The sequence below is a fragment of the Streptomyces sp. GbtcB7 genome, from assembly GCF_019091445.1.
Lineage (GTDB): Bacteria > Actinomycetota > Actinomycetes > Streptomycetales > Streptomycetaceae > Streptomyces > Streptomyces mirabilis.
The window spans coordinates 284,304-297,558 of the sequence record NZ_JAGXJM010000002.1; the positions used below are offsets into that span (position 1 = coordinate 284,304).

Here is a 13,255-nt window from a genome sequence, read left to right on the forward strand (position 1 = left end):
CCCTGTATGCCGACGTGGCGTACGGGGCACCCGTCGTTTCCCTCGCCCCCGCATCGGCCTGAACGGCCTCGTCCTCAAACGCCGGACGGGCTGAAAGATGCGCGCCGGCGCTCTTGAGGGGCGCGGGGAACTGCGCGACCAGCCCCCACCCGCCCGCAGCCGAAGAACACACCCCCGCTTTCTGTCACACCGGGCGCCACGCCTCCAGTGCCAAGCCCGGTTCGTCCTTGCGTCGGGTGAGGAGGAGTTCCTCGCTGCCCGGGGCCAGGGTCGCCGCCACCACACGCCCGTCCTCGTCCTCGGCAAGAGACACCGCGGCCCCGACGGGAAGCCCAGGACCCGACTCGGTCCACCACGCCCCCGCCGCCTCCTGCTCGGTGGGATACGCGGCGAACACGATGCGACCACTCGCCGACCGCTGCGCGAGCAACGTGCAGTCGAAGCCGTCGAGTTCACAGCGGATCGCCGAGACGGGGCCGGGACCGGCCGACGCGAGCACGGCGACAGGCTTGGTGCCCGGGCGCCACGCGCACACGTCACCCGCCTCGTCGGTGAAGAAGAGGGTGGTGGAGGAGGGGGAGGTGGCGAGTGCGCGGAGGGTTCCGGGGCGTACGGATGTCTCCAGGGACTCCTGGAGCACCGGCTGCTTGCCCGGCTCCTCCTGGCGCCAGTGGGCGATCCCGTCCGGCACGGCCGCGTACAGCTCGACGAGCCCGGACTCCCCCCTCACGGCCGCCAGATCCTCCCGTACGTCACTGCCCTTGAGGTCGCGCCACGGATCCCAGCCGCCCTTCTCCTTCTGGGCGACCATGCTGACCCCGCCGCCCTTGTTGCGCACGAAGACGTGGGCACGCCCCTGCGCGTCGACCGCGACGGCCGGCGTACCGGTGCGGTCACCCGTCTTGTTGGGGTGCCCGATCGAGTGCCAGTCGAGCGCGGCGAGCCGCGGCCGGAAGTGCGTGGTGTGCACGAGCCCGGACTCGCCGGGCACGGTGGGGCGCCAGGAGACGAGATGGGCGTAGCCGTCGGCGCCCTGGCCGACGGCGAGGACGGGGTGCAGGCGCTGCTCGCCGCCGATGGTGCGCGGTGGGTCCCAGGGGCCGCCGGGGCCGCGCTCCGCCCGGCAGTGGACGGCGGTGCCCGACAGCAGGTACACACTGAGCCTGCCGTCGCGACCGCGTCTGAGCCATTCGCCGTTCACCGGTTCACTTTAATCCGGGGCCCTCTCGTCATCGCCAGGGGCCCAGGGGGCTGCCCGCGGCCGGTGACAGCTGGCGGCGGACGTGCAGGCGCCCGTCGGTGCCGATGACCGCCAGGACGACGGCGCCCGCGGCGTCCCGTGCCATCGCGGGGGCGTGGGTGAACATGTCGCCGGACTCGCGCCAGTGGGTGCCGGAGATGTCCTTGTCGCGGTCGGGCAGCGACACGACGGGGCGGCCACGGCTGCCCCGGTGGGCCAGGTACGCCTCCCGGGCGCCGCGTTCGGGTGCCCACAGCGCGGCCACGGCGCCCGTACCGCCGTGGCCGCCAAGACCGGCGCCGGATCCGGGCCAGCGGCCGTCGGCGTGTTGGCGGTAGGCCATGACCTGCTGGGTGCCGGCCTCCCGGTAGTACAGGCAGGTGCGGCCGCCGCCCGAGTCGACGGCGGTGATGCCGCCGGTCGCGGGGCGTCCGGTCTTGAGGGTGTCGTCGAGGGCGAAAGGGCCGCCGGGTTCGGGCTGGTACCAGCGCCATACGGTGTTCTTGCCGGGGACGTACAGCTCCACCGTGCCGTTCTCGGTGGTCAGGGCCGTGCCCGCGTCCTGGACGAAGGAGCCGCCGAGGTTCTCCCAGGGGGCCCAGGCGCCCGTGGTGTCGCGGCGTCGCAGGCTGATGCCCTGGGCGAAGTCGCGCACGAACACGTGGAGTCGGCCCATGCCGTCGACGGCGGCCGACGGCACGCCCACCTCGCGCTGGCGGCGGCCGTCGCCGTGGGACCAGTCCGGGTTCTCCAGGGTCCGCCAGCCGCTGAAGCCGTTGCCGTCGGGATCCTGCACGGTGTGGACGACGTCGACGGTGACCCCGCTGCCGACCACCGACTGGCGGCGCAGGCCGACGAGTTCGGCGGGGCCGCCGGGTACTCCGGTGACGGCGAGGGTGGGGGCGATCCAGCCGTCGCCGAGGACGAAGGGGCCCTTCCACTCGCCGCTCGCGGGGGCGGTCTCCGTCCAGAAGGCGAGCCGTCCGGCGAGCACCCCGAAGGCGTTCAGCCGGCCGTCGGGGCCCAGGCGCAGCCAGTCGGTCGTGGGCGAGTAGCGGTAGGCGGCGCTTCTCATGTGCGTGCTGCGGAAGGGGTTCGGCCCCAACTGCCGGTCGCCGCACCGCTCGCAGGTGCCGTGCGGGCAGGCCTGGGGTGCGTCGAGGCCCGCGTAGGTGGCCAGGTATGCGGCCTTCTCCGAGACCGCCGCCGAGTCGAGGTTGTAGCCCCAGAAGCGGTTGGCGTAGGCGCGGTAGTGCTCGACGACCGGGGTGTGGCCCGCCTCGCGGTGCCGGGTGAGGGCGGCGAGCGCGAAGTGCGCGGTGGCGGTGTGGTCGACGTGGTCGGAGCAGACGTACTCCTCCTTGCCGCCGTCGTGTTCGGGGTCGGGGTCCATGGTCCGTACGACGGTGGGGCGGACGTGGGCCAGCAGGGCGGTCAGCGCGCCGACGACCTGTTCCCGGGTGACGTGCTGCACCTCGCCGACCGTGCAGCCGCGCACCGGCAGCGTGGCCTGGGTGCGCAGGGCGCCCTCCCACAGCTCGTGGATCCGGGTGCGGCCGCGGTCGGTGGGCGCGCCCTGGTGGAGTTGGAGGAAGTACAGGCACACGCCGTCCCGGTCGGCGAGCGTGAACCGCTCGGCGGCGAACCCGGGTACGAGGTCGACGGGTTCGCGCCGCCAGGGGCTGTCACGGTCGCCGGTCGCCATCCGGGCGTACGCGGAGCGCAGTCCGCACCCGCGCTCGGTGCTGTAGCCGGTGAAGTCCGGCGGGAGCGCGGCGCGTTCGGGGTCGTTGGTGTCGGCGTTGATCCCGTCGCCCTCGCCGGCGGTGAGGACGACCGTGGTGACGAGGTCGCCGTCCTGCAGGGATCTGACGAGGTCGGGGTTCATGAAGTACAGGTCGTCGTCCTGGTGGGCGACGATGTGCAGGAGGGAGCGAGTCGTCTGGTTCATCGGTCCACCACATTCATGGCCATGGCTCCGGAGGCGGAGCAGTAGGGCCGTACCCACACCGGGCGTGCCGGGTGGACGACGGCGTACGGGGAGGGCTCGTCGCCGACGAGCGGGACGGACGGATAGGCGTAGGCGCCCTTGACGTCGGGGAAGTCCTCGAGGAGGTGGCAGACGCGGACCTTGCGGCGGTCGGCGGGGTTCGGCTGGAGCCACCAGTCCCAGTCTTCCCAGCGCGCGAGGCGCAGGTCCACGATCCGGCGGACGGGGACCTCGGCGCGGAACCCCTGGCGGCCCAGGATCTCGACGGGAACGGTGAGGTTCCTCTCGTACCGGCCCCGGCGGCTGACCACGAAGAGGGCGCCCGGCTCGACCCGGCGCTCGCCGCACAGGACGCCCGCCAGGGTGATGCCGGTGTCGGTCACCTCGACCGAGGTGCACTCGGCGTGTTCCTGGCGCAGCACGGTGCGCAGCATCAGCCGGCCGTTGGGTTGGGCGTAGGGGAGGTTCCAGCCGACGGAGCGGGTCGTCGGGCGGGCCATGAGGCGGGCGCGGGCGTCGATGAGCGCCCGGGTGTCGCGCAGGCCGGCCTTCATGTGCACGACGGACGACTTCGGGCTGCGCATGGTCACCTGCCAGCGTCCGTCGCCGAGTTCGTCGAGGGCGGACGGGGTGAGGGCGGCCGTGTAGCGGGTGCCGCCGTTGTCGAGTGTTCTGCGGACGGTGCGCAGCGGCAGGTCGGGGCGGCGGTCGTCGTCGGAGGGTTTGTGGCGCAGCACGAACTGCCAGCGCTGCCGCCCCTCGCCGGGGCCGTCGGCGGCGAACCGCAGCCAGCCCGCGTCGTCCGCGGTGACGTCCACGGTGGCCGCGCCGAGGGAGACCGGGGGCACGGTGACCTGGGCGGTGGCGGCCTCCTTGGGGCCCGCCGGTGCGCGGTAGCCGCGGGCGGCGGCGGCGCGGCGGGCGGCGTCCTCGAAGAGGTCGACGTAGCGGGCGGCGACGGCGGCGGGGTCGTAGCGGGCGGCGTTGCGCAGTGCGGCGGCGCCCATGTCGCGGCGCAGCGCCTCGTCGGCCATGAGGCGGCGCAGGCCCTGGGCGATCGCCTCCGCGTCGCCGTTGGGGACGAGGAAGCCGTCCTCGCCGTCGCGCAGGATCTCCCGGGGGCCCACCGGGCAGTCGGTGGAGACGACGGGCAGGCCGCAGCGCATGGCCTCGACGAGGGTCATGCCGAAGGATTCGGCGCTGGAGGTGACCGCCGCGATCGACCCCTTGGCCCACTCGGACTCGATCGGTGAGAAGCCGCCCATCAGCAGGGCGCGGCCGGCGAGGCCCAGTTCCCGTACCAGGGTGCGGAGTTTGCCCGCCTCACCGCCGTCGCCGTAGATGCGCAGCTGCCAGTCGGGGAACTCCTCGGCGAGCATGCCGAAGGCGCGGATGAGGAGGTCGTAGCGCTTGATGTGGTGCATGCGGCCGGCGCTGACGACGACCTTGTGCGCGCAGTCGGAGGGCGGTACGGCGGGCTGGGGGACGCTGTTGGGGATGCCCACCACGGGGATGCCGGGGATGGGGGTGTTCTCCAGGAACGACCGGGCGTCCGCCTCCGTGACGGTGGTGACGGCGTCCAGGCGTGGGTAGACGCGGGCCATCTCCGCGCGTACGGCGGGCGGGATGGCCAGGTGGGTCATGTGTTCCTGGGCGACGCGCAGTGCGCCGTCGCGGGTGTGGGCCGCGACGAAGAGGTTGAGGCTGGGGCGGGTGCCGACGACGACGTCGGCGTCCGTCTTCTGCAGGTCGCGGATGATGCGCTCGTCGGTGAACCTGCTGTATTGCGCGTAGAACTCCTCCTGGCGCGGGACCACTTCGCTCGGTTCGTCGCTGCCGGCGGCGCCGCGGTCGGCGGAGCCGGGGCGCAGGTCGACGAGGGCGCGCACGGTGATCCGCGGCGAGATCTCGAACTTGGTGGTGGTCGCGCGCCGGAAGACGGAGACGATCTCCACGTCGTGGCGGACGGCGAGCGCCTCGGCGAGGTTGATGACCGTGCGGTTGGTGCCCCCGATGCCGTAGATGTTGTTGATGAGGAAGGAGATCTTCACCGGATCTCGGGTTCCTTCCGCTCGAAGGGGCTGGGCACGGGGTAGTACGCGTCGAGGAATCGTCTGAGCATGGCCGTCTGGCGTTCGGTGTCCTGGCCGTCGGAGAGAGTGTCGTTGATGCAGAACGCCTGCCGGTCGCGGCGGGCCAGCAGGATGCCGAGGCGCCGCTGGATCTCGGGTTTCGCCAGGTCGAGGTAGGCGAAGCCGATGGTCGAGGGCACGGCCCGGCCGGTGAAGTAGGCGTAGTAGTGGTAGAGCGAGGACGGGATGGAGATGTCGGTGGCGCTGCGGAAGCGGCTGAGCGAGGTCTGCCGGTGGGCGTCGGCGAACTCGCGCTCGATCTCCTGAAGGACGCTGCGCCGCAGCGCGTAGGGCGCGTGCCGCAGCTTCTGGACGATGGCCGAGCCGAAGTTGTCCAGGATGAGGCGCCGGTTGTTCTTGCCCGCGGCGTCGACCGGGCGGTCGCCCTGGGTGAGGTCCCAGCGGGGCACCTGGGACGGCGAGAAGAACGTACGGGTCATGCCGTTGGAGAGGAAGAAGTCCTGGGGGGTGACGGGGCAGCCCAGGAACATGTCGTCGTTGAAGTAGAGGAAGTGCTCGGACAGGCCCTTGATGTGGTGCAGCCGGCTCTCGATGGCGTGGGAGTTGAAGGTGGGCAGCGCGCTGGGGTCGTCGAAGATCTCGGAGTGGTCGACGACGGTGACGCGCGGGTGGCGGTCGTTGAGCCAGGCCGGACGCTGGCGGTCCGTCACCACGTAGACGTGGCGCACCCAGGGGGCGTTCTGCTCCAGCGCGCGCAGTGAGTAGCGCAGTTCGTCGCGGCTGATGTAGCGGGCCGCGTTCGCGGACTCGGTGTGATAGCCGCCGTGTCCGAACGCGGCGCGCCGCTGCTGCCAGGCGGGGTCGTTGCCGTCCACCCAGGTGTAGACGACGTCGATCGGGAAGCGGACGTCCTCGGGGAGCGCGTCGGCGCACGGCCGGATGGTGCGCACCGAGCGGGTGCGGCGGGTGTGCAGGGCGGCGAAGCCCGTGAGCCGGCTGACCGGGATGGTGACCCGGGGCTCGTCGGGGGCGACGTCCTCGGTGATCCGGTTGGGGCGGGGGGCCACCAGACGCCCTTCGCTCGGCTGCCAGAACTCGAGGTCGCAGCCGTACTCCAGGCCGAGGACGAGGGTCCCCTTCGGGTCGCTCCACACCATGCCGACGCGCAGCACCCGTGAGGCGTGGGTGACGTGCCGGCCGCGCCGGGAGCCGCACAGCGCCGTACGGCCCGTCGTCTTGTCGCCGTGGCAGGCGCTCACGTAGACGGGTCCGGTGCGCGCGGAGCGGTCCAGGGCTCTGCGGACCCGGTCGCGGTCGGCCTCGGCGACGGCCAGGCTGGAGCGGAAGTCGGAGTTGCCGCGGATCGCGAAGTAGTCGACGCCCGCCTCCTCCAGCAGGGTCGCCACCAGTTCGAGGTTGGCCTCGCGCAGTCCGAGCGGCGACACCGTGGGGCGTACGAGGGCGATCTGCGCGCCCCGTCCGGGGAGCACCGCGAGCCGCTCGCCCTCGCCGAACAGCTGCGGCCAGCGGCGGCGGGCCCGCAGGCCGCGGAAGAGCCGGGCCCCCAGGGTGACGGACTGGAGCCGGCGCAGCAGCTGCTTGAGGGCCATGCGCAGCCGCATCGGCACGCGCCGTGCGATCCGGCGTCTGAGGCCGGTGGGGACCAGGGTGCGGTACACCCCGACCGCGGCGGATGCCTCGGGATTGCCAGTGCTCACGAATGCGTGTCCGGGTCTTCGGGTTCCCCGTGCTCGAAGGCGGAGGCGACGGGGAAGTAGCGGCGGAGGAAGTGGTGGACGGCGTCGGTGCCGCCCCGGCGGTGTGCCTCTTCGGAGCCCAGGCCGAAGAGGTGGATCTGCTGGGTGTCCCGGCGGACGAGGAGTCGCTCCAGACGGTTCTCGATCCCGGGCAGGGCCGCGTGCAGCAGCACGGACGCCTCGCCGGAGGGGTCGGCGAGCCCGGCGACGTACCCGAAGTGGTGGACGAGCCCGTCCATGGGGTGGGTGCCGGGTACGGCGGGCAGCCGCTGTCCGTCGGCGAGTTCGGGCGGGGTGGCGCCGGCCGCCGCGAGCCGGGCGAGGGTGTCCCGGCGGTAGGGCTGGGGGCCCGCGGTGTAGCCGTGCGCGGTGACGCGGCCGGTGGCCGTGTAGGCGGCGCGGGTCCACGGGGCGAAGGACTCCTCCGCGTTCCAGGGGCCGCGCCGGGGGCGGGTCGCGCCGTGCGGGGTGAAGTAGTCGAAGGGGCGGACCGGGCGGCCGATCAGGGCGCCCGGGCGCAGCAGCAGGAAGTGGTCGGCGAGGTCGGGCAGTTGGTGCAGGGTCCGTTCGGCGCCCGGCGCCGCACGGACGATGTCGAGCCGGTCGTCGGCGCGCAGCCAGCCCGGTACCGGCGCCTCGGCGAGCACGTGGACGACGTCGACCCAGGGCGCGTACTGGTGCAGCGAGCGCAGCGCGGCGCGCAGCAGTTCCTCGCCCCAGGGGGTGGGGTCCTGCCACAGGAGGACCGCGTCGACGGGGAAGGTGATCTCTTCCAGCCGGGGGATGTCGAAGTCCTCGAGCGTGATCGTCGGGTCCATGTCGCCGTCGATGTCGCAGTACCCGGAGAGCCGGTCGAGTCCGATCTCGATGCCGAGCGCGTCGCTCGGGACGGTGCGCTGGACCCGGTTGGGGCGCGGTCCGACCAGCCGTTCCTGGGGCAGGTCGGTGTTGACGGTCCAGAACTCGATCTCGATGCCCTGGTCCTCACCGACCCACAGGTTCTCGGTGGGCTCGGTGCGCAGCCAGGTCAGGCGGATCACCTTGGCCTTGCCGAAGTGCTTCCAGGCCTTCAGATGGCTGGCGGGGACGGTCTCGGTGTCGCTCTTCGCGGGGGACACCGAGACGACGTATCCGGTGTGCTCCTCCATCAACGCGCGCAGGGCACGGCGTACGGCGCCCTTGTCGCGCTGTTCCACGGCCAGGCAGATCCGGCGGTCGTCGAGCGCGGGCACCGCGAACCACGGGATGTCGGCGGCGTCCAGCGCGAAGGTGACCAGGTCGTGGTCGAGGCGGCGGGCGAGGTCGATCGTCAGGCCGGTGTGGACGTGGCCCACCCGCCCGTCGGGGGCGGTGATCCGGCGCTCGGAGTGCCCGAACTCCGCCTTGCGCACCCGGCGCAGCGCGCGTCGGTGCAGCCGGGCCTCGCGGCGGCCGAGGGTCCGGGCGAGGCCGCGCTTGACCTTGCGGCGGACCCGCAGGGGGACGGTGCCGGCCGCGGCGGAGCGCAGTGGCTGGGGAACGAGTCGCTTGTAGACGTGGGCCGCGGAGCTCATCGACGTCGGGTCGGACACGTCATGAACTCCGTTTCATCGCTCGTGGGGACCGGAGGGGTCGGGGTCGAGTGGGCCGGGGCCCACCTCGTGCGGGCCGATCTCGTGGGGACTCGGGGTGGGGAAGTAGGCGTTGAGGAATCCGTCCAGCAGTTCCTGCTGGGCCTCGATGTCCTCGGGTGTGGAGAAGGCGTCGTTGAGACAGAAGGTGTCCTGGTCCCTGCCGTCGAGCAGTCGTTGCAGCCGGTCGGCCAGGTCGGGCACGGCCAGTTGCAGATAGGTGAAGGGCATGGAGCCCGGCTGGCCCCGTCCGGTGAGCGCCGCGTAGTAGAGCGCGAAGGACGAGGTCGGTGAGAGGTCCGTCATCGCCCGGAAGCGGCTCGCGGAGGTCCTCGCCCAGGCCTCGGGGAAGTCCCGTTCGGCCTCGTCCATCGCGCTGCGGCGCAGGGCGTACGGGATGTGTTCCATGGGCTGGGTGATCACCCTGCCGAAACGTTTTTTCAATAGCGCGCGGTTGTTCTTGCAGGCCGCGTCGACCGGGGTGTCGGTCGCGACGACCGGCCCCTGCGGGATGCGGTTGCGGGAGGGGAAGTAGCGCGCGGTGCCGCTCGGCGTGAAGAAGGCGTGCGGCGCCACCGGGCGGCCCATGAACATGTCGTCGTTGAAGTACAGGAAGTACTCGGCGAGCCCCTCGATGTGGTGGAGCTGGCTCTCGATCGAGTGCGAGTTGAAGGTCGGCAGGTCCGCGGGGTTGCGGAAGATCTCGCGATGGGTGGCGATGCGCAGACCCGGCAGGTCCTCGCGCAGCCAGTCCGGGACCTGGTCGTCGGTGACGATGTAGACGTTGCGGATCCAGGGCGCGAACAGGTGCAGCGAGCGCACCGAGTAGCGCAGCTCGTCGCGGCTGATGAAGCGCGCGTCGCTCGCCGACTCCGCGTGGTAGACCTCGCCCTTCGCCTGCGCCTTGCGCTGCTTCCAGGCGGGATCGTTGCCGTCCACCCAGGTGTAGACGGCGTCGACGGGGAAGGCGATGTCGTCGGCGCAGTTCACCAGGAACTCGGGCCGGGTGGCGAGCGCGGGCGCGAGACGGCGCTCGGTCCAGTCCGACACGAACCGGCTGAACAGCCGGGCGGCGCCCAGGACGTTCACGCCGTCGGCGGCGACGGCCCAGGTGACGCGGTTGGCGCGGGGCGCCACGAGATGGGTGCCCTGACGCTGCCAGAACTCGATCGCGCAGCCGTACTCGTGGCCGAGCAGCAGATGGCGGCCGGGGTCGGTGCGCGACCAGCTGACCTGGAGGACGCGCGCGGTGGCGACCTCGCGCCAGGCCTTCGGGTCGCGCGAGGAGACCGGGCCGGCCTGGCGGGGTCTGTCGGGATCGGTGACGCTCAGGTGTCCCGGGTACTGGCTCAGGCCCCGGAACAGCACACCGAGCACCCGCTCGCGGTCCTCCTCGGCGACGGCGACGACGGTGCCGTGGTCCGAGGTGCCGCGCACCGCGAAGTACCCGACGCCGGCCGAGGCGAGCAGCGCGGTGAGGGCACTGCGGTTCGCCTCGCGGGCGGAGAGCGGGGTCAGGCCGGGCTCGACGTAGACGTCGCCCCGTTCGGGGTCGGGCGCGGCGTGCCCCGGCCGGGCGGAGGCCTGCTCGGCGGCACCGGTGCGAGCCCCCGAGGCACCGCCGGAGTCACCCACCGCCCGATGGACGGCGGGGTCGGAAACGGTCGTCACACCCGCTGCCCCTCATGGGCAGACGCATGCAGCGGCACAGCCACCCTCCTCGTTCCTCGCCTGGCCGGAAACCGACGGCGAGCACCTTCACGGTCGCCCGCCCTCGTGCCCCCCGGCTCGAATCCGCGACCGCGTCCACACCGTCAACATCGACGGTGCCATTCACACCAAAGATTTAACCTTCACAGGTCTGGCACATCATCACTAGGTGAATCCTCAACTGTCAACAGTGATTACAAATGACAGAAAACACACAGCTGTCCACAGCTGGGGTGAACCTCCGGTAACGCCCTCATGAACCGGCCGCCGCCGAGCTTGTTCGAAAGTCGGTCTATAGTTCAGCCACATCGCGGCACGTGAGCCGCCTCGGGCTCGGCCTCTCCCCCCACTCGCGCCCTCCCCCGTTCGATTTTCGGCAGCGAGCCGGCAGCGAGAGGACACCGCGGAATGACGCACGCCCTGACGGAGACGGAGTCGGGCCCCCGTAGATCGAGGCGCGCGCCGTCGAAGCGCGACGGCAAGCCGCCGCGGCGCCGCCGGGTGTGGCGCTGGATCGCCCTGGGCCTGGCCGTCGTCCTGCTCGGGGCGGGCGGAACGGTCTGGTGGATGTACGAGAGCCTCAACTCGAACCTCTCCGACGTCGACATCGACAAGGCGCTCGGGGACGACCGCCCCGAGAAGGTGCCGACCAGTGGCCAGAATCTGCTGGTGCTCGGCTCGGACTCCCGGTCCGGCGCCAACGCGGCCCTCAACACCGGGCACGTGAGCGGCGCGCGCTCCGACACCGCGCTGGTGGTGCACATACCCGAGGGGCGCACGCGCGCGACCGCGGTGAGCATTCCCCGCGACACGCTCGTCAGCCGCCCCGCCTGCACCACCGCTTCCGGCAGACACCTGCCCGCGGCGAAGCGCGTGATGTTCAACTCCGTCTACTCAATGGGCGGTCCGACCTGCGTGGTGAAGACCGTCGAGTCGATCTCGGGCATCCGCATGGACCACTACATGGAGATCGACTTCGCCGGGTTCAAGGACCTCGTGGACGCCCTCGGCGGAGTGACGATCAAGCTCGACGAGGCGATCAAGGACTCCAAGACCGGACTCGACCTGACCGCGGGCACCCACCACCTGGACGGGACCGACTCCCTCAAGCTCGTCCGCACCCGTTACGGCTACGGCGACGGCAGCGACCTCGGACGCATCGGCCTCCAGCAGAAGTTCATGCTCGCCGTGCTCGCCGAGGTCAAGCGCCAGGACGTGCTGGGCAGCCCGACGAAGCTGTACGACATCGCCAGCTCCGCCACCAAGGCGCTGACCACCGACTCCGGCCTGGGCTCCCTCACCAAGCTCGCCAAGTACGGGGGCAGCCTCAAGGCCATCGACCCCGGCAGCATGGAAACGATCATGCTGCCCGTCCAGTACGACACCCAGGACCCCAACCGGGTCGTGGCCGCGCAGCCGCAGGCCGGCCGGCTCTGGAAGGCCCTGCGCGAGGACGAGACCGTCCCCGAGTCGGCCAAGAAGTCACCCGCGACGGGCGGCACCAAGTCCTGACGGACGGCATGGGGACCCGCGCCGACCAGACCGAGCCGCTCTGAGTAGAAACGGCGTGCGCGGTCCAGGTCCTGGGGCCCGTTCCGTCGGGCCCGTTCCATCCGTTCCGCTGTCAGACGCGGATGGACGGGTCCATCACCAGACCCCCGCCACCGTTCTGCCGCGCGACGCACAACGCACCGTCCGCGCCGATCATCCCGAGCACGACACGCCCGTACGCGTCGAGGGCCGCCGCCGGTGCGCCCACGCAGCGCTCGCCGGTGGGTGACCACCACAGCCCGGCCTGCTCGTTCTCCGTGCCGCAGGCGGCCAGCATGAGCTGACCGTCGAGGTCGCGATGGGCCAGCACCGTGCAGTCGTAGCCGTCGAGGACCGCGCGGAGCGCCACCACGGGTTCCCCGGCCGGCGCGCCGCCCAGCGGGATCACCCAACTCCCCGGCCGGTGCGCGACGATCCCGCCGGTGGCCGGGTCGGTCCAGTAGTACGTCGCCCGGTCGGGCCCGGTCGCCAGTGCGACGGCGCTGCCGGGAGCCACCGCGAGCGGGATGTTCGGGGCCTGCCGGAAGTCCCCGCCGGGTTCCTCCTGGACCCAGCGCATGACACAGCCGTCACCCCCGGCCATCGCCTCCACGCGACCGGAGGGATGGACCACCGCGGCCACCGGATCCTGTACGCGGCTGCCCTTGAGGTCGGTCCAGGGGCCCCACTTGCCGCCCGGCAGCTCCCGGCGCAGCATCACACCGCCCCCGGCGTTGCGCACGAAGACGTGCACCGTGCCGTCCGGGCCCACCGCTCCGGACGGGACGCCGAGCCGCGCCGCCTTGTCCCGGTCCTTGTGCGGATTGCCGAGCGAGCGCCACTCGGTGACGGGGCGGTCGGTCTGGTACTGGATGGCGTGGACGATCTCGACGGCGGACGGTCCGTCCCCCTTGCGGACCTCGCGCCGGCCGAGGAAGTGGACGTAGCCGTCGGCTCCCTGGGCCACGGACACCCACGTCAGATCGGCCGCCGGGAAGACGTCCGGGCCCGTCCACCGCGAGCCGCCCCGCCGGACCTCGGTCCAGCGCAGCAGCCCCGCACGGCCGTGGGCGTACGCGCTGAGCCTGCCGTCCTTGCCCAGGACCAGCCAGGGGCCGCCGACGACGGTGTCCGCCACGTGCCGCCCGGCTCCCCCGGGTGCGTCGGCGTCGACCTTCGCTCTGCCCCGGACGGCGGCGCGCCCGGATCTGGTCCGCATGACGTGACCTGCCCTTTCCCATGACACTCGGCGCGGCTCCCCTGCCGCCTCCGCGTGCGGGCACACGGGAGGCCGAGCGCGCCCCATCATAGGATGAACGTTTCCT

At 72.3% G+C, this 13,255-nt stretch carries 8 protein-coding genes; 1 reads left to right on the top strand and 7 read right to left on the bottom strand.

Annotated elements, in window-relative coordinates:
- Nucleotides 1-184 precede the first annotated feature (184 nt).
- The 6 genes from KVT44_RS04205 to KVT44_RS04230 are packed head-to-tail and all read right to left on the bottom strand — an operon-like array spanning nt 185 to nt 10,361.
- A complete protein-coding gene (locus KVT44_RS04205; RefSeq protein WP_217566139.1) occupies nt 185-1,201 on the bottom strand; it encodes a hypothetical protein in 1,017 nt (338 codons plus the stop codon).
- Between the two features lie 28 nt (nt 1,202-1,229).
- Nucleotides 1,230-3,191 carry a PIG-L family deacetylase gene (locus KVT44_RS04210; RefSeq protein ID WP_217566140.1) on the bottom strand — a complete coding sequence of 654 codons (1,962 nt, stop codon included), beginning with the start codon at nt 3,189-3,191 and terminating at the stop codon, nt 1,230-1,232.
- The gene (locus tag KVT44_RS04215; protein WP_217566141.1) at nt 3,188-5,281 is read right to left on the bottom strand and encodes a glycosyltransferase family 4 protein; all 2,094 of its coding nucleotides are present in this window, start codon (nt 5,279-5,281) and stop codon (nt 3,188-3,190) included. Before KVT44_RS04215 ends, KVT44_RS04210 begins: the two co-directional genes overlap by 4 nt.
- Nucleotides 5,278-7,041, bottom strand: a complete 1,764-nt coding sequence (locus KVT44_RS04220) for a stealth family protein (protein WP_217566142.1) — start codon at nt 7,039-7,041, stop codon at nt 5,278-5,280. The genes KVT44_RS04215 and KVT44_RS04220 overlap by 4 nt, the downstream gene beginning before the upstream one ends.
- Nucleotides 7,038-8,651, bottom strand: a complete 1,614-nt coding sequence (locus KVT44_RS04225; RefSeq protein WP_217566143.1) for a sugar phosphotransferase — start codon at nt 8,649-8,651, stop codon at nt 7,038-7,040. Before KVT44_RS04225 ends, KVT44_RS04220 begins: the two co-directional genes overlap by 4 nt.
- A gap of 15 nt (nt 8,652-8,666) precedes the next feature.
- Nucleotides 8,667-10,361, bottom strand: a complete 1,695-nt coding sequence (locus KVT44_RS04230) for a stealth family protein (protein WP_308313909.1) — start codon at nt 10,359-10,361, stop codon at nt 8,667-8,669.
- Nucleotides 10,362-10,808: 447 nt separating this feature from the next.
- Between KVT44_RS04230 and KVT44_RS04235 the strand changes: the two genes are divergently transcribed.
- Nucleotides 10,809-11,912 (top strand): LCP family protein, encoded by a 1,104-nt coding sequence (locus tag KVT44_RS04235; RefSeq protein ID WP_217566144.1) that lies wholly within the window; start codon nt 10,809-10,811, stop codon nt 11,910-11,912.
- A gap of 112 nt (nt 11,913-12,024) precedes the next feature.
- Here the strand turns inward: KVT44_RS04235 and KVT44_RS04240 are convergent, their stop codons facing one another.
- Complete coding sequence (locus KVT44_RS04240) at nt 12,025-13,149, bottom strand: hypothetical protein (protein ID WP_217566145.1); 1,125 nt, start codon at nt 13,147-13,149, stop codon at nt 12,025-12,027.
- Nucleotides 13,150-13,255: the final 106 nt, after the last annotated feature.